This window comes from Candidatus Thorarchaeota archaeon, assembly GCA_013388835.1.
Lineage (GTDB): Archaea > Asgardarchaeota > Thorarchaeia > Thorarchaeales > Thorarchaeaceae > JACAEL01.
Window position 1 is genome coordinate 149,453 of sequence record JACAEL010000014.1, and the last position, 26,297, is coordinate 175,749.

The following is a 26,297-nucleotide window of genomic DNA, read 5'->3' on the forward strand; positions in this document are numbered from 1 at the left end:
GAGCAGCCATGGGTGACTCATTGACGCTTTTGAAAGGCAACAACTTGTGGGCAATCAGCTACATGATTTCCTCACTGAAGAACTATCCTGTTCGGAACATGGGTATAGCGCTGGTATTGGCAATCGGTATCACCCTGCCCACCAGTGTCTTCATCTGGACTGACTCGGGCACGAATATCGCCGTAGAGGAGTTCTTTTCGGAGAACCTGTACCAGCTATCAGTCAGTCCCAAGAGCGGTCAGAGCTATGAGTCCTCCCAAATGGCCGACGCACTGAACGCCGCGTTGGGTAGCCCCCTAGTTGAGCGGGCTGACACCATCGCATCAACTGTGGGGATACTTCAAGGGCAGTCAATTCCCGAGTGGGCCTATTACGACATGCATGCTACTAACTATGCCAACCGACTGAAGGACATGCGTGTGGTTCTTGTGACGAACGAACTGCTTGCTGTATGGTCCTCCCACATTCCCCATGAAGGCCAGTTCTCGCTCAACCTGAACGAAGTACTGGTATCTGAGCAGTTTGTTGAATACACCAAGCAGGTCCACAACCTGACCATCACTGTGGGCAGCACCATTGACTTTGATCTACTCCCTCATCCCGGTGCGGACGGGGTTTCAGGTACTCCCTACTCCACAGGCATGGTGGAATACAAGGGCCTCCTCGTGGTCGGGACATATCGACCCAAGACCACAGTCGACTTACTTGCACAGGCTCTGCCGTCAATATCCCGAAAGAACTGGGACCCCATGAGCTTGTATGCAGAGCCGGTTCTCGGTCAAGCGGACTCGATAATGATGCTCGAGGAGCGCGCAGGACAGGCGGTTGTAACCGACGTGCGCAACCGAGGCTTCTTTTCGCCTGTAGGTTTAATCAGAGCCTCGACGAGCGGTCTCATGGCCCACGGAGCGGCAAACATCGGCAAAGTGCTTGAGTCGCTGAAGACACAACTGGAACTGAACTACAGCCGCATCAACATAAAGGGCCTTGTCTTCGTCTGGCAGCTCGTCGACCATGTCAACACCTTCCTCCAGAGTCAGATACTGACCATAGTCGTCTTCCCTGTTCTAGTCATGAGTCTGATGTTGACGGTCTTCACCTCTGAAACCTCCGTGTCAAGGAGAAAGGGCGAGATTAGCGCTCTGCGGTCAAAGGGTGCGTCCTTCAATCAGGTCTTTGCAACCTTCATGTGGGAGTCAGTGTTTCTTGCCCTCCTTGGGCTTCTTCTTGGCGTGGGTCTCGCCATCCTGTTTGCGCCTCTGATTGGATCCTCGGTCGGTTTCCTTGTCTTCGACCTAGGGCTATACGCTCTGTATGTTTCGCATCTGAGCATACCCCCGATTGCTTTGGTCATAGCCTCTGTGATTGCGGTGTGCCTTCCTGGCGCATACCTCCTCCATGTGGCACGCAGAATCGATGTCTCCGAGGTCGGTCAACCAACAGAAGAGACTGTTGATGCAGCGACCGAGGCTGGCACACTCTCAAGATACTCCCTTGGTCTGGGGTGCATATTAGTACTGCTCATTGTACTTCCCAGTGTCCTCAATCCCGTTGGTCCTGCTGCAATAGGGGAGATTCTCCTCGCGACCATCCTCCTCTTTGTCGCTTCATATGTGGGTTCAAGAGCGATGCGGCTTGTCACTGCGCGAATCTCCTCAGGCACAAGTTTCCTACTTGGAGAGAAGAGTCTGTACATGAGCCAGAGTCTGAGAAAGCGCAAGGGCCAGTTCATTCCGCTGATGGTCATCCTCACACTGACACTCACGACCACTTCGATGATGCTGGTGCAAGCATCAAGCTTCGAGAGCACAGTCCTCTCCGAACTCGGGTACGCAATAGGTGCCGATGCACGAGTTGAGAGCACGGGCTATTCAATCTACTACAACGACTCTCTAATGCAGTTCCCAGGAGTGTTCAGAATCACCCCAGTCATTGAGACATGGGCTATGGTGGGCTCGAACACTTTCAATCTCGAAGGTGTCGATGCTCATCTCTACTCCCGAATCGGAGTATTCTCTGCTAGTAGTTTCGTCAGTGGTACGCCCACAGAGGTGCTCACAGAACTGGCTGAGACGCCGCAGGGTATAGTCATCAGCAGCCACTACTCCCGCCTGTGGGACAAGAGTGTTGGGGATGTGATCACTGTCTCCTATGGTTCCCCCCTTGGAACAGTCACACGCCCCTTCACAGTCGTAGGAGTCATGAACAGTGCACCCGGGTTTGGGCTTGCGTACACTGGAGATGCAGCGGGAGTGACGTTTGCATCTCAGTTCGGTTTTCAGGTGGACAATGAGGGTTTTGCCTTGGTCAACCTTGACCTCCTATACGAAGAAGGCCACTTGGAAGAGCCCAAATTCTTCCTTGTCGATTCGGTGGCGAATTCGGACATCTCGCAGTTTGTATCCACAGTGGGACAAATGAGAGGTCTCAAAGTGTATACGATTGAGACCTATGACCTGGCCAGCCAGTCATATTCAGTCCGGCTGTTCCTATCGGGCATACAGGGTCTCACAGCAGTTTCACTTGTCCTGTGTGCTTCAATGGGTCTGGCCTCTATCACGCTCTTCTTGGGCTCGGCTGTGATTGAACGGAAGCAGGAATACGCCCTCTTCAGGTCTCTAGGCGCAACAAAGAGTCAAGTGGTCTCGATGGTGTTTGGCGAGTTCGCTGGGTCTGTTGTTGCTGCAATTGGCGTCAGTGTATTCCTTGGGGCCGTGTTTGGTTACGTCATGTCTCTGTTGACCTTCGGGATATCTCCCTTCTTCCCGATTGTCGGCACGACTCTGACCTTCCCGGTCTCTGTGATGGCCGGCGTGTTGATGCTGGAGAGCATTGCACTCTTGGGAAGTACACTAATCCCTGCCATGAGGGCAAGCAGTGTCGATCCTGCTGTTGTCCTGAGGAACCTGTAGGAGGACTCTGGTTGAATGAAATCCACTGCTCAATAGGCTTATCAAGGGTCCACATAAGGAGGCTGAAGAACCCCGAATGGTGACAAGTGAAGAGCTTGATTTGTACTCCGACTTTCCCGATGACGTCGTAGTCAGCGTCAGCAACTGCTACAAGATCTACAAGACCAACGAGATTGAGGTTGTTGCTCTCAGCGGTGTTTCATTGCAGGTCCTCGAAGGCAAGATAATGTGCGTTGTTGGACCAAGCGGGTCGGGCAAGACAACATTGACAAACATCATTGGTGGCATTACGAAGGCCACTGTCGGGAAGGTCTACTGGGCCAACCTTCGGACGGACATCACTAAGCTGAGTGAGAGAGTACTCACAGAAGCGAGACGCTCGTTCATCGGGTTCATATTCCAAATCAACAACCTTCTGCCACATCTGAATGCATGGCAGAACGTCGAGTTGGCAGCACGTATCGCGGGCGTACCCCGAGAAGTCAGAAGAGACCGCGTTGACAGACTGATCCGGCTCGTGGGGCTCGAAGAACGGCAACGAAACAAGGCCACAACTCTGAGCGGGGGAGAACGGTCGCGTGTGGCGATTGCCAGTGCGCTCGTCAACTTGGTCGACTCCGAGGGAAAGGGTCTCGTACTTGCTGATGAGCCCACGGGTGATTTGGACCCCGAGACTGCAGAACGCATCCTTGAGTTGTTCAAAGAGCTGAACGAGACTCTCGGGACATCCTTCTTCATTGTCACTCATAGCCAGCAGGTCGCCTCCAAGGCGGACATCACAGTTGAGATACGCGATGGAATACTCTCTGGCTTCCACAGGACGGGCATTGACCTTGAGACTCTGGGACTGACAAGAATCGTCAAGCTCGACAGCAACTCACGGCTCCCGATGCCGGTGGACTTGTTAGAAAAGGCTGGGAATCCCAGTGAGTTCCGGATAAGCTTCGAGGACGGGCGGTTCATTCTCGTCCCTCAGAAGGGCGACATCGTGGACGACATTCGAGTGAGGCAGAAACGAATCTGCCGGGTCTGCGGAGCGGAGATTCCGCAGGGAAGCTACATCTGCAACAACTGCGGCTCGACCATATGAGCTGTCTGCATAGATGGGCCATCAGAACCTACCTGACGGGAACATGAGAGTCCCGTTTCTTGGCAATGCTGACGAGCTGTTCGATGCAGCACAAGTGCGCCATCAGTCTTCGAAAGTCCCTCCTCAGAGCTCTGTTCACATGCACCCTGCGGTGTTCCAGCTCGTCTTCGAGAAACGCACAGAGTTCTTGACCTTCGTCATCAAAGTCCGTGAGGATTAGCACCTCGCCTTGCGGACCGACGCTCTCTACGACTTCATCTATCAGAGCGAGTCTTGACAGTCCCCGGTGGACCCGTATCATCTTCCCGCTTATTCCAAGTTCTCGCAGCGCACTCTCGTCTCTCCTTCCCTCGACGATGACAACCAGATCTGACTGGTGCCTTCCGACTCTCCAAATGAGTTCTAGGAGTTCTCTTTCATTCTTCTCTAACCACTTGTCACCGGGTCTCGTTTCAGGACTCTGGTCTTCTCTCTCAGTCAAGTCCGTCCACCAGTACCGTTCTTTGTTAGTTGGACGAGGTTGGACGCAGGAGTCTTGTCACTACCAGGATACGGCACTGGGGTCACTCCTTGGGGTCTCATGAAGTGTCAAGTCGACCTCTATCTCTGTGATTCCATACGATGTATATAAGCGCCATGCAGTCGTGTCCAAGACTGTGTGACTCAACAGCTGCAGCAAACCCATACTCAAGGAATGACTGCAACTTTCATCGACTCACCAGATGCCATTATCTCGAGCGCCTTGTTCACGCTCTCAAGAGGCATCTCGTGCGATATCAGTATGTCTGGGTTGACTTCTCTGGATATGATTAGTCTGAGCGCCTGTTCCACATGGCGAGGGGTGAGATGGAACACGCCCTTGATTGTCAACTCTCCATAGTGAAATCGCTCTGTGTCAACTTGGAACTTTGTGCCTGACGCTGCACCACCAAACAGGACTGTGGTACCTGCATCCCGTGTCATGTGTATGGCCTGTTCCCACGTTGTCGGCAGTCCTACTGCCTCTATGACCACATCGGCTCCATAGCCTGAGGTCTCATCCTTCACTCGCTGGACGACATCCTCCGCTGCTGGGTCAATGACAGTGTCTGCCCCTGCCTTTCGAGCGGTTTCTCTTCTAAGTCTGGAGAGGTCTGCAGCAATCACCGTGGACGCTCCACTCTTCTTGGCCAGCATTATGAGCATCTGGCCTATGGGCCCGGCTCCAATGACCACCACAGTGTCGCCCAGTTGAATGCCTGCTTCTTCGACTCCGTGGACCACGCATGCAAGAGGCTCGGTGAGGGCCGCATCCCTGAAGGAGAGGGAGTCCGGAATCCTGTGTGTATTCCACTTCACGACCGGTGCAGGTACTCTAATGAACTCAGCAAAGGCACCGTTGACGAGAGTCTCTTTTAGCTGCTGACACAAGTTTGGACGGTTGCGCTTGCAGAAGAAACAGGTCCCGCACGGTGCCGAGTTTGTTGCCACCACCCGCATCCCGGGCTCAAGTCCCTTGGTGTCTCCGCGCGTCTCTTCAACCGTACCGGCATACTCGTGTCCGAATAGTGCTGGCGTCTGTCTGATTAGAAGTGGATGCCCCCGCTTGTAGGTCTTGACGTCGGTCCCGCATGTGAGTGCAGTCCCGACTCTCACGAGGATTTCCCCGTCACCGATTGTGGGGACGTCTGTCTCCTCGTATCTGACATCTCCGATGCCATAGTACATTGCGGCCATCATCTTGCGGGACATCGAGCTTGACCTGGTGGAACCCCCCTCTTTCAGCTTAAATCACTTACTGAGCATGTACCATAACGCTTAACCAACTGCAACTCCCTCCTGTCCAGTCGGTGTAGTTCGTTGAAGATGAGGTCTAGGTATCCAGGACGTATCGAGTACGTAGTGTCCTCCAATTGGGATGGACTTACGGGCGGCACCGCACAGACAAGCGGTGGTGGAAGCGTCATCTACGACACTCCAGAGACCTATGGGGGTCGTGGGAAGGGCATATGTCCTGACGAACTGTTTGTCGCTGCGGTTCTTGGCTGTCTTAACAACACCTTTCTAGACTTTCAGCGACGGTTCGAGATGGAGCTGGTCTCGCTCGATCTCGCGGGCAAAGCAGTCGCGCTGTTCAAGGATGGAGGTTATCGCATCGCGGAACTGACAGTCACTGGTCATGTCGTGGTGGGCGAGGGTGAACTCGAGACCGGCCAGAGGTGCGTCGAGCTCATGAAGGAGTACTGCCATCTGACACGTTCCATCAGTGGTTGTATACCCATTCACTTCGATATCACAGTCACTGAGAGACCCGTCTAGGCGTCAGGGGAACTCCTCGTGTCGCCCATCATTTCTTGAATCCGCTCCATGTAGGCAGTAATGTTCTTCCAGTGCCCGCCCTGAAAGTACACACTGTTGCAGCTCTCGCACAGCCAGAACTTGTCGTAGTGCTCAAGAGTACTCTCGTATACAAGTCCTTTGAGTCGGCTCTTCTCATCCCTCTGGACCTCTGTGAGTCTGCCATTGCACTTGGAGCAACGGGCAACTGAGGGATTCACCTCGGGCCTGATGTGAAACTCACGGAACACACTAGCGACTTCCGCATCGACATCTCCCCTTACCAGCATCGACTTCAGCCCCTGTGATATCGCTCTTGTGTCTAGTTCCTCGTCCGATGTCAGTAGTACCCGATTCTCTTCAGCAGCAAGGGTGAGGAGGTCATCGTCACTCATGTCCGGAGCGTAGTAACAGTCATGCCCAGTCAACCGAAGCCAGAGGGCAATCTTCCCCAGCATGCCATCCGCGACGAATCTCTCAGTTGCGCTCTCCGAAGAAGAGCCTTGCCGCATTCTCTCCCATCACCTTCTCAATCTCCCCGCTGGTGACCTGCTGATAACCAACGTCCAAGAGGGACTCAGGAAGCCGCAGGGATGAAAACAACTTGGTCCACTGACTCAGCGGCATAATGTGCTCAAACAGGGGAAAGTCGCTCCCCCATAACACCCTGTTTGGAAACACCCGTGCTGTCTTCGCCTCTGCTATCATCTGATACAGCTTCAGAGGGATGGTCGCGGCGTGGAACTGCCAGCCACTGACATCTACCCAGACATTGGGATTCTTCATAGCGACCATCAGTGCTTCTTCGGACCAGGGTGTTCCCACATGAGCCAGGACAATGTTCAGTTCGGGGAAGTCCGCAGCGACAGCGTCTACGAAGACAGGTCTCGCGTACTTCACATGTTTGAACCTGGGCGTGAACCCCTGGTGGATGACAATGGGTACTCTGAGGTCTCTTGCAAGTTCGTAGAACGGATAGAACTCTCTGTTGTCGGGGTAGAACCCATTTGGCGGATACATCTTCCATCCTATGCAACCTCTCTCGGTCACCGCGCGTCTGAGTTCCCTGAGGCCTGCCTCGCCTCTTCTCGGATCGATGCCGACGAAGGTGCGAAGGGCGTCATGTCCCGCTATCTCATTCACATGCCAGTCAGTCTTCTCCGACAATGACAGAGGCATCTCTTGATGAATGCCACTGTCTATGGGCAGTATCACCGCTCTCTTGACACCGGCCTCCTGCATCGCTGCAAGAAGCGATGATGCCGGAGAGTCAAGGACTGGGGCAGCCCCAGTTCTCTGTGCTGCGATTCTACGTGCTTCCTTGTCTCTCTCGCTGATTATCTCACTGGTCCATGTATGAACGTGGGCATCTACTATCTGCAATTGCACTCGTTGATGGTGGTGCGGTTCCGTCTTGATTAGTTTTCCTAACCAAGACTGTGGTCCCGCTGCACTGCCTAGCCCTCATTTGATAGCTGTCTTGTGAGTCCCCGGGCCGTGTTCTGAAGTCGTGCAACTGTTTCAGCGTCCACGGTCATCCCACCAATCCCACAATGCCCGTTGTCTTCGTGAAAGTCAGAGCCCCCAGTCTGGATGAGCCCGAGTTCCTCCGCCAGAGACTCAACATTGGTTTGGCTCTTCGCTTCGCCGGGCGCGTACATGTAGTGTGTCTCGACACCCATGAGCCCATGTCTCTTCATCTCCTTCATGAATGCGTATAGGTCTTCCATGTCCAACTGGAGTGGGTGCGCAAGGACTGGCACTGACCCGACCCTCCTCAGTATCGAGATTGCCTCTTCGGTCGTCACCTTCTCTCTGTCCACATATGCAGGTCTTCCCTTCTCAAGGTAGATGTCGAACACCTCATCAATGCTCCCAGCATGTCCTGCTTCAACAACAGCTCGGGCAAGATGTGTTCGGCCTGGCGACTTTACGCCAGTCAGGACTCTATTCAGCACTGAGGCGTCAATATTGATGCCGAGGTCTCTTAGTCTTGCCACCATCTTGGGGAACCTCTCCGCGCGTGAGCGCTGTTGTTCTCCGAGCCATTTCTTGAGCGTAGGTGAGAAGACGGGCACGTAGTAGCCAAGTATGTGTACCTCTTGATTCCCATGGTCGGTGCTCATCTCAACCCCGGGGACCCTCGTGAGCCACTCAGGTGCCGGTGCTGCGATGAAGCTGGGAAGACCGTCCATGGTGTCGTGGTCTGTAAGTGCGAGAGCGCCCAGTTCCATCTCGGACGCTCGGATGACAAGTCCAGCAGGCGACAGAAGGCCGTCTGAACAGTTCGAGTGAGTGTGAAGGTCAGCACGGTCCCTCGTTTTGCGATGCCTCCTTCATGAGCTGCTCTACAAGTGCCTTCACCTTGTGGCACACTCTCCTGACCTCGTCACGTGTCATGGTAGTTCTTGATGGGCAGTCCCGATCCACAACACATCTTCTCTTTCTGACGTCGTAGACCACGGGATAGAACCTGCAGCCGTCGGGTCTTGAGTCATAGATCTTGCAGGTCTTGGTCTGTGGGTCATAGAAGTAGCAGTGACCATCCACGTTACGAAGCTGACAGAAGCCATCCTCCGTCCTTGACATGTAGTCTTCACACCGATATCCTAGTGCATCAATCCGCCTGGCATCTGTGCGCGTGAGGGTCATCTCTGTTTCTTCGCAGCATACTCTGGTGGCTTCACAGCTGCCGTCGTGATTGCATACGAACGGTGTCATGCAATGATGTCGCCCTCACATTTCCCTTCGAGCAAGACGACGTGCGGGCGACAGTCTTCTCCTGAGTCCTTCGGGGTCGGACTCCATCTGCCTGTCTTGTATCTGTGGAAGTCCGAGAGTCTTACCTGTGATTCTGAGATAGGTCCTTGCTCGGATGGCGTATATCAACTGGAACAGGTCGTTTGGCTGTCCAACTGCCCCGAGGAGCGTCTGATGCCTTCTGCCGAGTACTGCCATCAGACGGTCAATCAGCGATGTCATTGCTCTCAAGGACTGTGACTCATGGAATGCACAAAAGGCTTTCCAACACGTCATAGCACCTCGTGCGTGTCCACTGGTCCTCTGTGTCATTGTGTCCGATGCAATGGTCAATGAGTCGCTCTATCGACTATGAACGGTCCTCTCATCGGTCGGTTGAGCTGTCGCTCCGGTGCCTGTCGGAAGGCATCACATCGAGCAGCTCCTAATGTCAGGCGGTACACAAGGAAATAGCCAAAGTGCTAAATACCGACCACGAACGGTCCTCTTGACTCCCATCGGAGAGTGTATACTCAATGCGCATTGCTGTGATTGACCGGGCGCGCTGTAGACCCAAGGACTGTACCCACGAGTGCAGGCGATTCTGTCCACGCGTCAGGACAGGTGACGAGACCGTTGTCTTTCCAGATGGTGAACAGAAGCCACCAGTGATTGCCGAGTCGCTCTGCTCGGGCGAGGGCATCTGTGTCAAGAAGTGTCCCTATCACGTCATTCGGATAGTCAACCTTCCTGAACGACTTACAACGGATGCAAGCCACAGGTATGGTGTCAATGGATTCCAGCTTTTCAGGATGGCCATACCCAAGGAAGGACGTGTGCTTGGCCTTATCGGTCCCAACGGTGTGGGAAAGACCACCGTTGTCCGAATCTTGGCCGGGGAGATTAGACCCAACCTTGGGAATGTCGAGAACCCCCCATCATGGGAGGAGATCATACTCCACTATCGTGGATCGGAGCTACAGCCATTCTTTCAAAAGATGCAGTCGGGTCAAATCACCGCCATTCACAAACCGCAGTCAATAACGGACCTGCCCAAAGTCGCGTCCATTGCAGAGCGTCCAATACAAGACCTCTTGGAGTCCGCCGACACATCCGGCCGACTGAGAGAACTCAAGGATGACATGAACCTTGGCGAGATATGGGACCGCCCCATCAAGTATCTGAGCGGCGGCGAACTCCAACGTGTTGCAGTCACAGCCGCCATCGTGCGAGATGGCGACATCTACTTCTTTGATGAACCCACAGCATATCTTGATGTCCGTGAGCGTCTGCGCACGGCCAAAGCCATTCGGAAGCTCGCGGAGATAGGTAAGACTGTGGTTGTTGTCGAGCATGACCTCTCAATCCTCGACTACGTCTCTGACCTCGTCTGTATGTTCTATGGCGAGCCCGGCGCATACGGTGTGGTGTCGAACCCTCATGGCACACGTGTCGGTGTGAACATATTCCTGGATGGTTTCATTCCCGATGAGAATATGCGCTTTCGTGACACGGAGATATCATTCAAGGGCATGAAGGGTGAGGAGCAAGAGTGGGCCGGGGCGGAGACACTTCTGGAATATGGGGACATGACAAAGAAGTTCGAAGGCTTCCGGCTCGAGGTCAAGGGTGGTCGAGTGGCTCGAGGTCAGATTGTGGGCATACTTGGAGCCAATGGCATCGGAAAGACGACGTTTGTCAAGATGCTTGCTGGACTGCTCGAGCCCGACTCAGGCACACCACCAAAGAGGACTGTCTCCGGTTTCGAGCTGAGGGTGAGCTATAAGCCGCAGTACATCGACCAAGACGTGCCCGGCACGGTCCGGATGTATCTGCGCAAGGAGGGCAGCGCTGTCATTGACACGGCAGACTTCCAGACCGGCGTGCTACGGAAGCTCGAGCTCGAAGGACTGATGGACCACGAGATTCGCGACCTCAGTGGTGGAGAGATGCAGCGGACCGCCATTGCTGCATGTCTGGCTCGGGATGCAGACATCTACCTGCTCGATGAGCCGTCTGCATTCCTAGACGTGGAACAGCGTCTTGCTGCCTCGCGGGCGATCCGGAGGTTGATTCAGACGCAGCTCAGGACCGCCTTCATAGTGGAGCACTCGCTACTCATGGCCGACTACCTGAGCGATGCACTGGTTGTGTTCGACGGGCAGCCTGGCAAGTCTGGTCATGCCTCCCCCGTTATGCCCCTGAAGGCGGGCATGAACAACTTCCTGATGCAGATGGGTGTCACATTCCGTCGAGACCCGCAGACAGGACGACCTCGCGTCAACAAGGAGGGCTCACAGCTTGATGTCCAGCAGAAGGCCTCCGGCGACTACTACTATGTTGAAAGGGGAAAGTGACTATCACGTCATGCCTCGAAACCAGTGTCTCTTTCCTGTTCTCGTGCGTTCGGAGTCCATCTCAGCAAGTACCCTGACGGCCTCGTTGGCGCACCTGATGACATCCTGTTCCCCTCTCACAGCGAAGACATCCCTCACACGGTTCGCATATACAGCACAGACCGCGCCTGCCCTGAAACCGTAGATGTTAGCAAGCGTCAGGAGTGTTGCCGCCTCCATTTCAAAATTGGCGACATTTGCTGCTCTTAGCTCCTCAATGAGACCTCTGCTCGTGTTGGGAAAGTAGTCGCCAAAGCCGGGTCGCGACTGTCCAAGGTAGAACGAGTCAGTAGACGCTGAGATGCCCAAGTGGTAGTTGAGGCCAAGGGAGTCTGCGGCCTCTACCAACGCAAGTACGATCTCATACGACGCTGAGGCAGGATACTCGGACCTGACGTACTGCTTGCTTGTACCCTCCAGTCTGACTGCTCCGGTAGTGATTATCAGGTCTCCAAGCTCTATTTGCTCTTTCAGGGTCGCACATGACCCCACTCGTATGAAGTCCCGCGCCCCCACATTTGCAAGCTCCTCCACTGCTATTGCAGTGCCCGGTCCGCCTATGCCCGTAGAGCACGCCGATACTGCTGCTCCTCGGTAGGTGCCTGTGTGAGTCACGAACTGTCTGTGCACTGCGAGTTCTCTGCGTGAGTCCCACATGCTGCTTATGCGCTCCACGCGCTGTGGATCCCCCGGGAGTAGTACTACTGAGGCCACATCTCCTTCTCTCAGTTCGAGGTGGTACTGCTTCCTGTCACCTGAAGTGGGCTTGGTCGCCGAGACCGTATCATCTGGCATATGTGTTCTTCATTACTCTGGTCCTCCTTGGATTTGTCGATTTCGCACGTACAGGGGAAAAGTATGATTAGGTACCTACTGCACAGCTTGTGGGCCTGGTGGTCCCATCATGAGAGAGTTCGAAGACATGGAGTATCTGAGCATGGGCAAGCGCGTGCGTCTTCATCGACTGATGTATGAGCATGGTCCCGGTAATGGACGCATGATTGTACTGCCGATTGACCAGGGGTTGGAACATGGTCCCGGCGACTTCGTTCCGAATCCCGAGTCCGAAAACCCCGACTTCCAGTTCCGTCTGGCACGAGAGGTTGGATTCTCTGGGATAGCTCTTCATCTGGGTCTGGCTGAGAAGTATGGTCCAGCTTACGCAGGTCAGGTCCCGATTGTGCTGAAGGTGAATGGTAAGACTCGGATTCCACCTGAAGACCATGCGTTCTCTCCTATGACTGGTTCCGTAGAGGACGCCGTCAGACTCGGAGCAGATGCTGTAGGTTACACTCTGTATGTGGGTAGCCCCAATCAGCATCTAGACATCAACCAATTCCGCGTCATGAAGAGCGAGGCCGACAGGTTCGGCATCCCGGTCTTCATGTGGGCCTACCCTCGCGGAGAGGCCATCAACAAGAAGGGCGGGCGTGATTCCCTATTCGCAATAGACTATGCGGCAAGAGTCGCGTGTGAGCTGGGCGCTGATGTTGTGAAGCTGAACATTCCCGTCGATGACCCCAAGACAAGATCCTCACAGCCAACCCCCTATGACACCATGGAGTTGAGCCTAGACAGAATGGTTAAGAAAGTGGTGCGTTCTGCTGGCAGGACGAAGGTCCTCTTCTCCGGTGGAAGCAGGACCGATGACGATGTGCTCTTTGACCGTGCAAGGATATGCATGGAACAAGGGGCCGCTGGACTCATCTTCGGAAGAAATGTATGGCAGAGACCATGGACCGAGGCCTTGAGAGTGGCGGCAGAGCTCAAGCGGATTGTTCAGTCTACGTGAGTTACTCATACCAAAAGCAAACTATTATATGGGCGTAGAATGAATCGAGATTCCACGATACGGGCGCGAAGACACTCGGGTACACCTACGGGCCAATCATTACCCATCGGGTCCTCTGGGACGCCCTGTTCAGCGTCCTATCACGGTCTCAAGACTCATCTGGATGAGGAGCACAGTAGCAATGGTGGAAACCACACTTTCAGTTATCAAAGCCGACATCGGCTCGCTTGCGGGCCATGTGATAGTGCCACCCTTCATCACGGAGCTCGCAAGGAAGAGGCTCAAGGAAGGGGTCGAGAAGAAGATCATAAACGACTTCTATGTTGCCAATGCCGGTGATGACTTGGAGCTCATAATGACCCATCACAAGGGCGATGGTAATGCGGATGTTCATCAGTTGGCATGGGACACATTTGTCGACTGCGCGAAGGTTGGCCGCGAGAAGAAGATATACGCTGCTGGTCAAGACATCCTCGCGGACACTTTCAGTGGCAACGTGCGTGGCATGGGTCCCGGCTCAGCTGAGATGACACTTGAAGAGCGGAAGTCAGAACCAATGGCAGTGTTCATGGCAGACAAGACGGAGCCCGGCGCATACAACCTGCCGATATTCCGCATGTTTGCTGACCCATTCAACACTGCTGGCTTGGTCATTGATCCCAATCTACATGATGGTTTCAGGTTCATTGTTCAAGATGTCCAGAAAGAAGTCCCGTGTTATGTTGAAATGAAGTGCCCCGAGGAGACATATGACCTCTTGGCACTCATTGGTAGCACAGGCAAGTATGTCATCAAGAGAGTGTACCGAGCCGATGGAATGGTTGCAGCATCTGTGAGCACTGACAAGCTGCACAACATAGCCGGCAAGTACGTCGGCAAGGACGACCCCGTGGCGATAGTCCGTGCACACTCGGGCCTTCCTGCGATGGGTGAGGTCCTCGAGGCCTTTACACTCCCTCACCTTGTTGCAGGCTGGATGAGGGGCTCTCACATTGGTCCACTTCTTCCAGTTGGGCTGAAGGACTCCCGTTGCACCAGATTTGACGGCCCCCCACGAGTCGTCGCTCTTGGTTTCCAGATTGCCAACGGGATGCTCGTAGGTCCGGTCGATTTGTTCGATGATGTCGCGTTTGACATATCCCGCCAGCGTGGCATGGAGATTTGCGACTTTCTGCGCAGACACGGTCCCTTCATGCCTCACCGGCTTCACGAGACGGACATGGAGTACACGACGCTCCCGAGTGTGCTTACCAAGTGTGAGAACCGCTTCACTGAGGAAGAGATCTCTCCGGGGACGAAGACCAAGGCCAAGTCTGACTCCAAGTCAGTTGAGTAAGGCACGAAACAACAAGCTTCGGAGCTCAGCTGATTCCGGCCTGACACCTCAAGATGCATCCCGCGGACAGCTGCGCTCCTCAACTGACCTCAGTCATTGAAAACAGTAGAGTTTCTGAGAGGACCGGGACCTTCGCATGAGTGTGTCCGGTTACGATTGGACGGCTTACCGAGAGAGATTGAAACATGGTGCTGTTTCGCTCTGCTGCTGTGCTATCCGGTCCTCTTTATCACATGATATCCGAACTTGGTCTTGACTGGCTCCGTGGTTATCTGGCCAACACTGAGCGCGAATGTGGCTTTCTCGAACTCAGGGACCATCCTACCCTTTCCAAACCAGCCGAGGTCTCCACCTTTCTTCTTGGAGGGACAGGAACTGAATTGCCTTGCCAATTCTGCAAAGTCATCGCCCGCCTGCAGCTTGCGGATGATGTCTAGGGCTTGGCTGTGTTTTTCGACAAGTATGTGACTCGCTCGAGCTTCGCCGGGCTTTCCCTTTGACATGGTGTATTCACCGACTTGGATTCGAGTCGTGCTGTGTGTTAAATGCTTCTGTAGTATCTCCCCCAGTGAGTATTACACTGAAGCTCATCCGGGCATGACACCATTTCTTTAGTGTGAGCGAGTCAAACCTCTCGATGACAATGAGAGTCGTGACGATTTGCCTTCCAGAGTCCTATGTAGATGGCATGGACAAGCTCATAGAGCGGGAAATGTACCCGAATAGGTCCGAGGTAATCAGGATAGCAATCCGTGACCTACTGGTCTCCGAGCTATGGGGGGAGCGAAAGCAGTCAAAGTCCGCCTCTCTGGTTGCGCAGCTTGAAAGACCTATGGAGCAGCTACAGGCAATGAGGGCTTATCAGAAGCAGGAGCTACGGCCCAGCTAACTTTTTCTGCACGTTACGTCTTTGTTCGTTACGAAGTGGGCGACTTGGGACTACGCCCCAAACACAGATTTCGTTGCCCAGCAAGGAGAAATTCGAATGCGCAGACTCTTCCGACGATTGAAGAAAGACGATGGGACTGAAGAAGAAGTGGAGGTACCAACAGAAGCAGAGGCGGAGCCAACGCCCGGAGCAGAGGCGGAGCCAACCCCTGAAGCCGCTGGTCCTCCAGCAACAGCTGTGCCTACTCCCGTTGAGGAGTCCCCACCGGAACAGGAGGTAGTATTGAAACCGGCTTCTGGCACAATCCCATATCACTCTAACCTCACTGACAGGCTTCTGTATCTCTTCAATGACTCAATGACTCAGAGTCAGATGGCGGGCCCTGACGAGTTCACAATCGAGTTCATGGCTATGGGCGAGCGCTTCTGGATTAGAAAGAGTGCCAACGGTCCGATTGAGCACGGTGTGGGTGCCATCCCTGACGAGGATGTCTTTGTCAGGGTGTCAGACACTGTCACGCAAGAACTGCTATCCGCAGCGACCTTTGACGAGTTCATCAAGGTGTACATGGAGCACTACAAGAACCCCGGTCCAGGCAAGTTTGTCAAGGTCGAACTCAGAAAGGATGTCAGTAGTCTGAACCGCATGGGCTATGCCCGTGTTCAGCTTCTGAAGCTCATAATTGGCTCTGTCAGGTGAAACCACCTCTCCTGACACATCCTCTTTCTCTATCTCTATGACTTTGTGACACAACGTTAATAGGTGTGCCCAGACTGGGCCGTCACCGTCAGTCAGAAAGAGTTGGACACAGGAGTCCTCTCACTCCCAGGGACTGGCGCTGATCTCACCTCCTGAGGTTGACCGAGTGTCTAATGCGCCAATTTCCGTGTGCACACGTCTGGGCAGCTGTTGTGAACCCCTCTGTCCAACCATTCCAGTAAGAAGATGTCCCGGAGAAGTGCGTGATGAAGATAGATTTGCCAGTCGTTGTGATCAACTTCAAGACCTACCCCCAGGCAACAGGCGAGAGGGCGGTCCTGCTAGCTCAGCAGTGTGCAACCGTGGCCAAAGAGTATGGCGTGTCACTCATCGTGGCCCCACAGGCTACAGACCTTTACCAAGTAAGCCGTTCTGTGAGCGTGCCCGTGTTCGCTCAACACATGGATTCTGGCGAGCCGGGGCAGTACACTGGTCATCTGTTGGGCGATGCTCTTATTGAGGCTGGATGTTCGGGCACCCTCCTCAACCATTCCGAGAGACGACTGCTACTTGCTGACATAGAGGCTGCTGTGCGGAGGGCAGAGAAGCTCAACCTCTACACGATTGTATGCACTAACAACCCAATTACAAGTGCTGCGGCTGCGGCAATCAGACCGTCTGCCATTGCAGTTGAGCCTCCCGAACTCATCGGTTCAGGCATCTCTGTGTCCCAAGCGAAGCCGGAGGTGGTCTCCGACACAGTGGACATGATACGCAAGATAAACAAGGACGTAGTCATACTCTGTGGTGCGGGAATCTCGACCGGTGCTGACATCAAGTCCGCCCTCAAACTAGGAGCACAGGGTGTTCTGCTTGCCTCGGCTGTTGCAAAGTCCACTAAGCCTGGAGAGGCATTGAGATCGCTGATTGAGCCTCTGGTAAAGTGAACAATCCGGATAGTTTTTCACCACTTGGCATTGGTTCGATGTCAGCTGATGACCGTTGAAAGTCACGATACACTGTGCACACTGCCTGTTGAAGCGTGCTCTGAACCAAGCGTCTCTTGCCACTGACGACCCTGAGAAACAGATGCAGGTCATTGCCGCAATCACCTCCCTTCTCGGCGACCAACTGACCCCGGACTCGGTGCCCTCCCACATAGGTACTGAACGTGATCTGCTGGTACAGAGAATCACGGGCAAGGATCCATATAGAGATCTGAAGCGGCAGTCAAACGAAGCCGCCCTGCTTCTTGTCCCGGAACTTGAGAGGATGCTCGCGTCAGTAGTTGAGGGCAGGAAGAGGTTCAGGACTGCAACACTTGTGGCTGCGGCTGCAAACTCTATCGAGTTCGATGTTTCGGGCCGTGACTTCTCGCTTGAAGACCTGAAGTGCCTGATTGACAGCGTAGAGGCTGACCTAGCTATCGACCAAGTCGATGAGTTCTATGACCTGTGCACTCGAGTCAAGGACGTACTCTATTTGCTCGACAACGCCGGAGAACTGGTCTTTGACATGTTTCTCATACGAGAGATACGACGAGCCGGTCCACGGGTCACAGCTGTGGTGAAGGGCGGGGCTGTTCTGAACGACGCCACAGTGGAGGATGCTGAATCCGTCAAGCTGAGTTCATGTGCCGACTCGGTCATTTCCACGGGTGCTGCCGCGATTGGTGTCAATCTTGAGCGTAGCTCTGACGAGTTCAGGGAGGCATTCTACTCATCGCAACTCATTGTTGCAAAAGGAATGGGCAACTACGAGTCCCTAACCGAGTTTAGGCCGCCAAGTCCAACCGTTCACATAATGAGAACAAAGTGTCCACCAGTGGCAAGTCACGTTGGCGTGCCACTCAACAAGAACGTGGTTCTCATCAGGCTGCCCTAGAGTGCTCTCCGTAAGGACCCAGTATCCGTACATAGGAGGTTGGCGACTCGGTGAAGTCCACCGTCATCTCGGGAAACTCGAGGCTCAGCAGGTACTTGAGCTTCTGCATACCCGGTTCTTCTGTGACAAATGGACCAAGTTCAAGGACGTTGAGACCCGCCTCACTTGCAAGCAGTCGCATACTTGGACTGAGTTCCCCGGTGACGATGGTCTCTATGTCTCGTGACTTGGCTGCAAGGACCTCGTCGATGTCGAGCATCATGCCCGCTATGACCAGTACCTCTCTGACTTCGTCATCGAGGTCTCCGGTGAATGTGATGTTCTGAAGTCTCAACCTTGACGCAAGGAGGTTTGCGAATCCGGAGTGATTCAGAGTCCCCTCTAGTCTGCACACTCTGCCTACTGGTACCGTGTCCGAGTAGTCCCCTGCAATCTCAAACACGCTCTCCTGCTTCATTCCTAGAGCTTCGACCAGGGTGTCTGTCATTCCTCCCCTCGCTGATATCCATGGTGTTCCTAGGCAGTATGAGGATATGTAGTTCTTGCTTAGTAGACGAAGCCTGATTAGATTGACCCCCTCAATTCGGTCTACAGGGTGGTGGAACAGCGGTCGACTAGTTATGATCAGGTTGGCCTTGTCTTGAGATGCCTTTGTGACAGCTCTTGACGATGGATAGGTGGTGACCAGCACCCTGCTCACGGTTGTGTGCGCCTGTTCAGTCTCATTCTGTGGTCCGACCTCGACTCGTGGTGTCTCGCCTCTCACTGTGTACTCCCTGGGGACAATCTCGTTGAGACGACATACGATGTCTCGTAGTGTGGTCATTCTCTTCACCTGTACGACCAGCTCAGTCGTATGTGAAGTGTATGGACTCATTCCACCTAAAGTCTTGCTGATTGATTGGGCTCTCTCTTGAGAAGGTCTTGAGGTCCCTATGACTGCTCATCCTCTAGGTCGGACAGTTCCTCGTCGCCAAGGTCCTCTTCTTCGGTAATGGTTTCAAGCTCTGGCTCCGGCTCTTTCGCTTCCTTGACCTTCTTGTCCGGTGTTGAGGGCTCCCGAACCTCTCCCTCTACAGTGCCCCTCTTCTTCCTCAGCCCCCAGAATCTAGTCTTTGCATCTCGGAGTCTGCTGAGTCTTCTGAAGTCAGCCACAGAGGGGTTCTGCGGCCTGCGTAGACGCCTCAAGTCACGCTTCACGGCCTTTTCATCAGACATTCGGCTCTTCTCCAGTGGATTCTCCCGCGCCGACACACTTGTTGCTGTTATAACTGTAACGCCCTGGTGCAGGACTGACAATCGAGCTGCGCTCGGTGATTCGGGAAGCGTCTTCAAGTTGTAGGTCCCAGGTTGGCGTAGCACGTCGGTCAGGCAGTGTTCAACGACTGTCTGGCCTTGAAGGCGGTGTCTGCACATCGCCAGTAGTACAAGTGGGCAAGCAGAGGATATCTGAGAAGGTTTTTGTATGTCCTCGACTTGTCCTTTCATCTCAGGAATCTGAGAGCGATTGGAGTGATTGATGTGACCCACCATCGTGACGAGGTAAGCATTCGCGTTCGTCTTGAACAGGCCCTCCTCGATCGTGTTGACCGCCTTGTGGGTGAACGAGGCCGGACAAAATTCATCCGGGACGCTGTGCTCTGGAGGCTCGACCAAGACTATCCCCCAATCGTGAGAGAGCTGGAGCTGGAAGTGCAAGAGCTGAAGTCACGGGTAGAACACCTTGAGGCCAGTCAAGCTACAAGCCTGTATTCTAGCTCTATCAGCGAGTCTGTGGAAGCAGATCTATGCAGAGATCACATAGACAAGGGGATTCTCGTCGAGCTGCTTCGTCGGGAAGGTGTCACAACCACTGAACTGGCCGAGCTGCTTCTTGGTAGCGCTTCAAGGAGGACCACTATCCTGAACAGGATGAATGCCATCAACGAGCGAGCGCGCGCGAAGTTTGGAGTGGACGTGGCCCGCTTGGAGAAGGGCATTGTCAAGGGAAAGCGTGGTGCATGGTGGCTCACGGACAGAGCGCTGATCACCTCGTGACACGGCACCACAGACCTGTTCATTGGCACTCGCTGGCGTTGCGCGAGGGACATGGCATGGCACTCCGACCAAACGTTTAAAGAACTCAGATGGGCCGTGATTTCGGGGCCATAGTCTAGCCAGGTCTCGTGTTGCCAACTGGTGACACGGGTGGCATATTGGGCGCCTGCCTCCGGAGCAGGAGTTCGTGCGTTCGAATCGCACTGGCCCCGCCAAGATCTCTCGGCGTCAGCTGCCAACTCGTTGGACCTTAAATTGCACTGTACTGCACTCCATAGTGTCTGAGGTCTCCCGAATGAGGTCGCATTCAGAACAGCCAAGTCTAGAGAGTGTTCCTGTCGTGCAGGAGTGGAGTAGGATGCTGAATGGTCCGCGAGGAAAGAGCGTGCTCGATACTCTTGACGAAGGAGAGAGTTTCATTCTGCAGACGTCTCGTCATGTACTCAGAGTCACGAAGTCCGGGGGCAAAGCTGTAGTAGAGCTCGTTTCCGTGTACTAGTGAGCCGACAACCATGTTCTCATGGCTTTTCTTGTTGAAGCCTTCAGCGAAGACTCTATAAACGCAATGTGCGACCCGTCTACTGGGGCCGTAGTCTAGCCAGGTCTTGCGGGTACTTGACCCGTGAGTAGCAAACAAGGCACCAGCCTGCGGAGTTGGTTGTCCCCGGTTCGAATCCGGGCGGTCCCGCCACTGTTTCTTCCTGTACGGTTTCGGCGCGACACTTAAAAGCCGTGATAATTCGGCGTTCGCTAGCTTGCCCACTCGGCATGGGCTTGCAATCTAGACCCCGGGACATGACACATGCAGTTCATACCTCAGCGGCTCGATAGGGTCCATCGCGCCATGAACCGAGACTCATTGGATGCTGTGATACTCACCAGACGGTCGGACGTTCAGTACTTGACCGGCTATGGGTATCCCAACAAGAGTCTGCCTGCCTGCTGCATCTTGGCAGGTGTTAAGCAGCCTGTCCTCGTAGTATCTGAGCTGGAGTCGAAGGCCATCGAACACGAGAACACCGTGGCGCAAGTGTTTACGGTATCGAGTGACTTGGATGATGACTGGGGTGGTATTCGTGGGCCGGTCTTCTGGCAGACCGCTGCGAGGGCGCTGAAGGAGGCCGGTGTACAGACAGGGATGCTAGGACTGCAGCACAGTTCGCTCACAATAAAGGAGTTTGAAGTGCTCAAGTCGCTACTTCCAGACGCCGGATTCAGAGACTTCTCGGACAGTATGTGGCGGTTAAGACAGGTCAAGGAACCGGGTGAAGTCGATCTGATTCGGCAGGCGACCCGAGTGGCCGAGATAGGTCTCAGGACAGCCCTTGAGATAATCACCCCTGGTAAGACTGAGGTTGAGGCATCAATCGAGATTGCGGCGGCAATGGGCGCTGCGGGCGGGGAACTCCGGGGCATAAGAGCTGCCGTCCTATCCCGTCACCCTCTGCGTCACACACTTGTCAATCCCAGTGTAGAGCGCATTCGTGCGGACAGTCTTGTTGTGGTTGACATAACTGCCAGTTACGAAGGCTACTTCGCTCAGGTGGCCCGAACGCTTCATACAGGTTCTCCTTCGGCCGAGGAGCGACGAGCCTATGAGACCGCACTCGAGATACAGAGTACACTTGAAGAGCACCTCCAGTCGGGTGTCGTGTTGGGCGAGGCGGTATCGGCCGCTGTGAGAGCTGCAGAAGCTGGCTCAGGTCCCCCATGCAGAGCGATTCTTCCCATGGGCAACTCGATTGGTCTTGAACTGAGAGAGCCACCGAGTCTTGTTTCCGGTTCTACGGAATATGCAAGAGAGGGAATGGTGTTTTCGCTGTGTCCACTCTGTATGTGCTCAGAGCGTATTGCAGCAAAGGTGGGTGACGAGGTACTGGTCACTTCTGCTGGATGTGAGACTCTCTCAAGTCTAGTGCGCGAAACGATGTAGGCATCATACTGACTGCTGCCATCTGCGTAGCTTTTGGAAGACCATTGCCACAGTTTCGGCTTTCATCTCTTGGCGATTGACCTCTTCCCTCGTGACCTCACGTACCTGAACTGCAGGCACACCCGCATTCAGGCTCCTTGGAGGTATCACTATGTTGGGTGGCACAATGCTTCCCGGAGCAAGAACTACCCCCTCACCAAGTGTGGCACCATCAAAGACCACGCATCCTTCGCCTATGTTGACCGCATCACCCACGTAGACACCGTGCAGTACTGCAGCAGTGCATACGGTGACATTGCTGCCTATTATCGCCGGGTTGTCCTTGGTGTGCGCATGTATGACTACGCTGTCCTGTATCGCCGTCCTCTCACCAATCTTCACAGATGACTGATCACCTCGGATTACTGCTCCCGGCCAAATGCTGACCTTGGCGGCTATTTCCACGTCCCCGACAACCGTTGCCTGCGGGCTCACATAGGCCATGGGGTCCACCTTGGGTTTACTGTCACCAAACGGTATGATTGGCATGGACGATACCTCTCGCATCCTGTACCTCGCGTATACAATCTAATAAAGCAATCATGACTGTTTCATCCCAGTATCTGCTTGATGACATTCTCATAATCCCTGATTGGACGTACACCAATCAACCTGTCCGTTCGCTTCTCCTTCATCCCGTACCGAACTGGCTCGATGAACGAAGTGGGTTGGCCATTGTGGAAGAAGAGCACGCAGGGTATGGAGTAGATACGCATCTGGCTTGCATAGCTCTTGTGTGTGTCCGTGTTGAGCTTCACAAATGCGATGTTGCGATTACTGGAGTACTTCTGCTGAAGCTCTTCAAGTACTGGCAATAGGGCGTGACAGGGGCCGCACCAGGGAGCCCAACAGTCAACAATGACAAGCTTGGCCTGCTTGATGAGTTTCTCCAGCTCATCAGGGGTCACATCTTTGACCGTCATTCTCACCCTCTTGCGAATATGCCCTTGAGACTCCCAATTAAGTAATCTCATGTATATACGACAGTGGGGCCACACGGGAGGCTCTGTTCATTGAGCCCCTCGTCGATAGTTGCGGCCTGTCTAGGCTGCTTCAGAAGCAAGTAGGTCCTCGATTATCTGCACGTAGACATCCTCAGGCATTACTCCGACAAGCTTGTCCATCTTGCGGCCTGAGCCGTCGTCGAATGTGACACGTCTTCCATCACTGTACACCAGCACGCTAGGGACTCCGGTGATTCTGTTCTCTGTACTGAACTGCCTGTTCTGATCAACATCTATCTTGACGACCTTGAAACCCTTGCCGGCATACTTCTCATCAAGACCCTCTAGGATTGGTCCAAGCACTCTGCACGGGTGGCACCAGACTGCATAGCAGTCCACGAATACAACCTTGTTCTCTGCTATCACACGGTCCAATTCTTCTGCTTTGATATCGGTAACCATTGCTACTGTCTCCACTATGTTTCATCGATTGTGCATGACAACTACACACCCGTGTCCATGAAACTGGCTAAAAGGCTTTCGTTGCAGGATGCGCTCCGCTTCAGTCTGCGCCCGTGCTAAACTTTGATAAGTCTCTCGGCTTGGGGTAATCTTATCGCCGGTGAATGCTGTGCCTGTTCTTCACTGTATAAAGTGTGGCTCTCGACTGGACATTCACAAGGGCGGCCACATCTGGACGGTACGATGCACTGGTTGTGGCTCTCAGCTCCTTGTGGATGGCCGGTCGAAGGACCTGTTTGACGCATATGAGGAGTACAGTCTGAGTGTAAAGACACAGCTCTCTACGGCTCCTGCAAAGGCGCCCTCTGGACGGTCTAAGAAGACGGCAGTGTCCGCACCGCGTGCAAAGACCAGAAAGAAGCAGGCAACCGGATTGGATATGCGTGTGCAGTCCGAAGAGGAGGTCCGGAGGATTGTGGAGCGGGGTGGCGCCAAGCTCGAAACAATGCCCCGTGAAATAGCCACACTTCTGATGAGCGGAAGAGACTACCTTGTCAGTTATCGTTACATGACCTCGACTGAGGCCGAGTATGGTTGTCGGCTCGAACAGATAAAGATCCCAGCCCGACTGAGGGACAAGCTCATTGCGAAAGGCATCGAGTCGCTCTACAGGCATCAGGAAGAGGCTTACAATGCCATTCTCGCTGGGCGAAATGTAGTGATAGCTGCCCCCACTGCACAGGGAAAGACAGAGGCCTTTGTCCTTCCCATCATAAGGCAGCTGGTGGTGTCGGTTGGCGACGTCTTCGCTAACCCTGGCATCAGAGCGCTGCTCATCTATCCAACAAAGGCTCTGGCAAGAGACCAGTATGAGAAGATTGCGGAGATGTGTGAAGCCTCGGACCTCTCAGTCAAGGTGTTTGACGGGGACACACCCGAGAGAGAGCGTAATCAGATCTACGCGAAGCCCCCTGACATACTTCTCACAAACCCCGACGTGCTCCACTACCACCTGGGTTGGGACCAGTCGCGGCTTGTTCCGCTCCTCCAGTCGGTCAAGTATGTCGTGCTGGATGAGATTCACCTGTACACAGGGTCTATGGGCACCAATGTATACTACATTCTCAAGAGACTTGAGCTTGAATCGGGTTCGTTCCAGAAGATTGGTGCTTCTGCAACGATTGCCAACCCGAAGGAGTTCGCGGAGCAGCTCTTCGACACGGAGGTTGAACTGATAGAGTCAAAGACTGCCAGACGCGGTCCTGTTCACTTCATGATGTACTACCCGGGCGGCCGAAGTAAGTATAGCATGATTGTTGACCTAGTGGGCATGCTTCAGCGAGGGAAGTTCAAGACACTGGTTTTTGGCAATACGCATTCAGAGGCCGAGGTCCTGAATATGCTCATCAAGGAACAGGGCTTCGCCTCAATGGTGCACCGTGCCGGACTCCCCAAGAGCTATCGAAACGAGGTCGAAGAGAAGTTCAAGACCGGTGAGCTACCTGTAATCGTTTCCACTCCGACCCTCGAGCTAGGAATCGACATTGGCGATCTTGACAGCGTGGTCAGCATGATTGTTTCAATCACTCGACTTACCCAACGGATTGGTCGTGCGGGTCGGAAGGGTCAGGAGAGCGTTGCGGTCCTTGCTCTGCGGGAGAACGACCCAATCTCATCATTCTACCGCCACCGCCCGGACAAGTACTTCACGGATGTTGATGCGGCCTACATGGAGCCGGACAATGAGGTGGTAGGCTACTACCAGTTGATTGCTGCAGCCATGAGTGGTCGACTGAAGGCATCGGACTTCAAACGACAGAAGAGGATTCTGGACAAGTTGTGCTCTGACGGTCTGCTGACGGTGCAGGAGAATGGGCTTGTGCGTGTGGTAGACGCTGACAGGGCTCGAAAGGAGTGGCGCGGATACAACATCCGGGGCATCGGTGACACGGTGGAGATCCGGAGCGGAAAGAAGGTCTTGGGTGAGCGTACGATGCCGATGGCTGCACAGGAGCTTCATCCGGGGGCAGTATACCTTCATGGGGGACAGAACTACATCTCAATTGACTTCCAGTATGCTCCGGGTCTTGGCCGTGCAACCGTAGTCCAGAGTCCGGACCGCAGCATCCACACACGACCGCTCTACTCCACAATGCCCCGGATAATAGAGGTCCATGAGACCGCCCGCACTCTTGGGGTTGATGTCATCTACTGCACGTTGGAGATGACTCAGACCGTATACGGATATGTCAAGAAGGAGACTCGCAGTGGTCGGGTTGTGGGAAAGGCAGACTTGCAGACTCCCCTTGATTATCGCTACTTGACAAGAGGCTTCGCCTTCAGAGTACCGGAACCGACCAAGGCGGTCAGTGACTACACGGGGGGTGTGCTCAAGGACGCAGGGGGCCCACATCTTGGTCCTCTCGAGCTCTTTGGAGGCGCATTTCATGCATTTGAGCATGTGTTGATCGAGTCGAGTGACATGCTAACTGGCGGCAGCACACGGGAGATAGGCGGTGTCTCAATGGGCGACTCGGGCATCATCTTCGTATATGACGGCAGTCCGGGAGGTAACGGCGCCTCCAAGCTGCTCTTCTCAAAGTTGGATGAGGCATTCACAAGAATGGAGACAATACTGGCGACCTGTGACTGCAAGACTGTTGATGGCTGCCCGCTGTGCACGTACTCCTATCAGTGTGGCAATAACAACAGACCCCTCTTCAAACTTGGTGCACTCGACAGTGTAAGACAGATTCTGGCAAGTACAGAGACTGTCATTGATACCAAGGAGTATCTGGGCTACCAGCCCCTTGTCTAGGGGGTCCTTCA

The 26,297-nt window shown here is 54.1% G+C and carries 28 protein-coding genes and 2 tRNA genes; 16 read left to right on the top strand and 14 right to left on the bottom strand.

Annotated features, from left to right (window positions below; translation table 11 throughout):
* Positions 1–8: 8 nt before the first annotated feature.
* Positions 9–2,912, top strand: a complete 2,904-nt coding sequence (locus tag HXY34_02880; protein ID NWF95064.1) for an ABC transporter permease — start codon at positions 9–11, stop codon at positions 2,910–2,912.
* Positions 2,913–2,988: 76 nt separating this feature from the next.
* Positions 2,989–4,002, top strand: coding sequence for an ATP-binding cassette domain-containing protein (locus HXY34_02885; protein NWF95065.1), 1,014 nt, complete (start codon positions 2,989–2,991; stop codon positions 4,000–4,002).
* 28 nt (positions 4,003–4,030) lie between these two features.
* On the opposite strand, the gene HXY34_02890 is transcribed toward HXY34_02885, so the two are convergent.
* Both HXY34_02890 and HXY34_02895 read right to left on the bottom strand, forming a co-directional pair.
* A complete protein-coding gene (locus HXY34_02890) occupies positions 4,031–4,483 on the bottom strand; it encodes a toprim domain-containing protein (protein ID NWF95066.1) in 453 nt (150 codons plus the stop codon).
* A 206-nt stretch (positions 4,484–4,689) separates the two neighbouring features.
* Complete coding sequence (locus tag HXY34_02895; GenBank protein NWF95067.1) at positions 4,690–5,721, bottom strand: zinc-binding dehydrogenase; 1,032 nt, start codon at positions 5,719–5,721, stop codon at positions 4,690–4,692.
* Positions 5,722–5,841: 120 nt separating this feature from the next.
* Here HXY34_02895 and HXY34_02900 point away from each other — a divergent pair, with 120 nt between their 5' ends.
* Positions 5,842–6,300 carry an OsmC family protein gene (locus HXY34_02900; GenBank protein ID NWF95068.1) on the top strand — a complete coding sequence of 153 codons (459 nt, stop codon included), beginning with the start codon at positions 5,842–5,844 and terminating at the stop codon, positions 6,298–6,300.
* On the opposite strand, the gene HXY34_02905 is transcribed toward HXY34_02900, so the two are convergent.
* The 5 genes from HXY34_02905 to HXY34_02925 all read right to left on the bottom strand — a co-directional run bounded on the left by HXY34_02905 (position 6,297) and on the right by HXY34_02925 (position 9,309).
* A complete protein-coding gene (locus tag HXY34_02905) occupies positions 6,297–6,830 on the bottom strand; it encodes a Mut7-C RNAse domain-containing protein (GenBank protein ID NWF95069.1) in 534 nt (177 codons plus the stop codon). The two genes, HXY34_02900 and HXY34_02905, sit on opposite strands and share 4 nt — an antisense overlap.
* Positions 6,796–7,701 (bottom strand): amidohydrolase, encoded by a 906-nt coding sequence (locus HXY34_02910; protein NWF95070.1) that lies wholly within the window; start codon positions 7,699–7,701, stop codon positions 6,796–6,798. The genes HXY34_02905 and HXY34_02910 overlap by 35 nt, the downstream gene beginning before the upstream one ends.
* Positions 7,702–7,775: 74 nt before the next feature.
* The gene (locus HXY34_02915; protein ID NWF95071.1) at positions 7,776–8,588 is read right to left on the bottom strand and encodes a PHP domain-containing protein; all 813 of its coding nucleotides are present in this window, start codon (positions 8,586–8,588) and stop codon (positions 7,776–7,778) included.
* A 34-nt stretch (positions 8,589–8,622) separates the two neighbouring features.
* Positions 8,623–8,970, bottom strand: a complete 348-nt coding sequence (locus HXY34_02920; GenBank protein ID NWF95072.1) for a YkgJ family cysteine cluster protein — start codon at positions 8,968–8,970, stop codon at positions 8,623–8,625.
* A gap of 84 nt (positions 8,971–9,054) precedes the next feature.
* Positions 9,055–9,309 (bottom strand): hypothetical protein, encoded by a 255-nt coding sequence (locus HXY34_02925; GenBank protein NWF95073.1) that lies wholly within the window; start codon positions 9,307–9,309, stop codon positions 9,055–9,057.
* A 284-nt stretch (positions 9,310–9,593) separates the two neighbouring features.
* On the opposite strand from HXY34_02925, the gene HXY34_02930 reads away from it, so the two are divergent.
* On the top strand, positions 9,594–11,414 hold the full coding sequence (locus tag HXY34_02930; protein ID NWF95074.1) for a ribosome biogenesis/translation initiation ATPase RLI: 1,821 nt from the start codon (positions 9,594–9,596) through the stop codon (positions 11,412–11,414).
* Between the two features lie 3 nt (positions 11,415–11,417).
* On the opposite strand, the gene udp is transcribed toward HXY34_02930, so the two are convergent.
* Positions 11,418–12,248, bottom strand: a complete 831-nt coding sequence (udp, locus tag HXY34_02935) for a uridine phosphorylase (GenBank protein ID NWF95075.1) — start codon at positions 12,246–12,248, stop codon at positions 11,418–11,420.
* Between the two features lie 109 nt (positions 12,249–12,357).
* Here udp and HXY34_02940 point away from each other — a divergent pair, with 109 nt between their 5' ends.
* Both HXY34_02940 and HXY34_02945 read left to right on the top strand, forming a co-directional pair.
* On the top strand, positions 12,358–13,245 hold the full coding sequence (locus HXY34_02940) for a fructose-bisphosphate aldolase (protein ID NWF95076.1): 888 nt from the start codon (positions 12,358–12,360) through the stop codon (positions 13,243–13,245).
* 184 nt (positions 13,246–13,429) lie between these two features.
* Complete coding sequence (locus HXY34_02945) at positions 13,430–14,581, top strand: fructose 1,6-bisphosphatase (GenBank protein NWF95077.1); 1,152 nt, start codon at positions 13,430–13,432, stop codon at positions 14,579–14,581.
* 212 nt (positions 14,582–14,793) lie between these two features.
* Here HXY34_02945 and HXY34_02950 read toward each other — a convergent pair whose 3' ends face one another.
* Positions 14,794–15,084, bottom strand: coding sequence for a peptidyl-prolyl cis-trans isomerase (locus HXY34_02950; GenBank protein ID NWF95078.1), 291 nt, complete (start codon positions 15,082–15,084; stop codon positions 14,794–14,796).
* Between the two features lie 140 nt (positions 15,085–15,224).
* On the opposite strand from HXY34_02950, the gene HXY34_02955 reads away from it, so the two are divergent.
* The 4 genes from HXY34_02955 to HXY34_02970 all read left to right on the top strand — a co-directional run bounded on the left by HXY34_02955 (position 15,225) and on the right by HXY34_02970 (position 18,053).
* Entirely contained in the window at positions 15,225–15,470 is a 246-nt protein-coding gene (locus HXY34_02955; protein ID NWF95079.1) for a ribbon-helix-helix protein, CopG family, read from the top strand.
* A 96-nt stretch (positions 15,471–15,566) separates the two neighbouring features.
* The gene (locus HXY34_02960) at positions 15,567–16,169 is read left to right on the top strand and encodes a hypothetical protein (GenBank protein ID NWF95080.1); all 603 of its coding nucleotides are present in this window, start codon (positions 15,567–15,569) and stop codon (positions 16,167–16,169) included.
* 263 nt (positions 16,170–16,432) lie between these two features.
* The gene (gene tpiA / locus HXY34_02965) at positions 16,433–17,116 is read left to right on the top strand and encodes a triose-phosphate isomerase (protein NWF95081.1); all 684 of its coding nucleotides are present in this window, start codon (positions 16,433–16,435) and stop codon (positions 17,114–17,116) included.
* A 55-nt stretch (positions 17,117–17,171) separates the two neighbouring features.
* Complete coding sequence (locus tag HXY34_02970) at positions 17,172–18,053, top strand: DUF89 family protein (GenBank protein ID NWF95082.1); 882 nt, start codon at positions 17,172–17,174, stop codon at positions 18,051–18,053.
* Here HXY34_02970 and HXY34_02975 read toward each other — a convergent pair.
* On the bottom strand, positions 18,040–18,879 hold the full coding sequence (locus HXY34_02975; protein NWF95083.1) for a Nif3-like dinuclear metal center hexameric protein: 840 nt from the start codon (positions 18,877–18,879) through the stop codon (positions 18,040–18,042). The two genes, HXY34_02970 and HXY34_02975, sit on opposite strands and share 14 nt — an antisense overlap.
* 107 nt (positions 18,880–18,986) lie before the next feature.
* Complete coding sequence (locus HXY34_02980; GenBank protein ID NWF95084.1) at positions 18,987–19,271, bottom strand: hypothetical protein; 285 nt, start codon at positions 19,269–19,271, stop codon at positions 18,987–18,989.
* A gap of 243 nt (positions 19,272–19,514) precedes the next feature.
* On the opposite strand from HXY34_02980, the gene HXY34_02985 reads away from it, so the two are divergent.
* The 5 genes from HXY34_02985 to HXY34_03005 all read left to right on the top strand — a co-directional run bounded on the left by HXY34_02985 (position 19,515) and on the right by HXY34_03005 (position 22,023).
* On the top strand, positions 19,515–20,090 hold the full coding sequence (locus tag HXY34_02985) for a hypothetical protein (protein ID NWF95085.1): 576 nt from the start codon (positions 19,515–19,517) through the stop codon (positions 20,088–20,090).
* Positions 20,091–20,194: 104 nt separating this feature from the next.
* Positions 20,195–20,305: transfer RNA gene (locus HXY34_02990), tRNA-Arg, on the top strand.
* A gap of 80 nt (positions 20,306–20,385) precedes the next feature.
* Positions 20,386–20,589, top strand: a complete 204-nt coding sequence (locus HXY34_02995) for a hypothetical protein (GenBank protein ID NWF95086.1) — start codon at positions 20,386–20,388, stop codon at positions 20,587–20,589.
* Positions 20,590–20,673: 84 nt separating this feature from the next.
* A tRNA-Arg gene (locus tag HXY34_03000) sits at positions 20,674–20,781 on the top strand.
* A 111-nt stretch (positions 20,782–20,892) separates the two neighbouring features.
* Positions 20,893–22,023 carry an aminopeptidase P family protein gene (locus HXY34_03005; GenBank protein ID NWF95087.1) on the top strand — a complete coding sequence of 377 codons (1,131 nt, stop codon included), beginning with the start codon at positions 20,893–20,895 and terminating at the stop codon, positions 22,021–22,023.
* A 3-nt stretch (positions 22,024–22,026) separates the two neighbouring features.
* Here HXY34_03005 and HXY34_03010 read toward each other — a convergent pair whose 3' ends face one another.
* The 3 genes from HXY34_03010 to HXY34_03020 form a co-directional block, all read right to left on the bottom strand.
* Positions 22,027–22,551 carry a gamma carbonic anhydrase family protein gene (locus HXY34_03010; GenBank protein NWF95088.1) on the bottom strand — a complete coding sequence of 175 codons (525 nt, stop codon included), beginning with the start codon at positions 22,549–22,551 and terminating at the stop codon, positions 22,027–22,029.
* Positions 22,552–22,613: 62 nt separating this feature from the next.
* A complete protein-coding gene (locus HXY34_03015) occupies positions 22,614–23,036 on the bottom strand; it encodes a thioredoxin family protein (GenBank protein NWF95089.1) in 423 nt (140 codons plus the stop codon).
* Positions 23,037–23,105: 69 nt separating this feature from the next.
* A complete protein-coding gene (locus tag HXY34_03020; GenBank protein ID NWF95090.1) occupies positions 23,106–23,468 on the bottom strand; it encodes a thioredoxin family protein in 363 nt (120 codons plus the stop codon).
* A 169-nt stretch (positions 23,469–23,637) separates the two neighbouring features.
* Here HXY34_03020 and HXY34_03025 point away from each other — a divergent pair, with 169 nt between their 5' ends.
* Positions 23,638–26,286 carry a DEAD/DEAH box helicase gene (locus tag HXY34_03025; GenBank protein ID NWF95091.1) on the top strand — a complete coding sequence of 883 codons (2,649 nt, stop codon included), beginning with the start codon at positions 23,638–23,640 and terminating at the stop codon, positions 26,284–26,286.
* Positions 26,287–26,297: the final 11 nt, after the last annotated feature.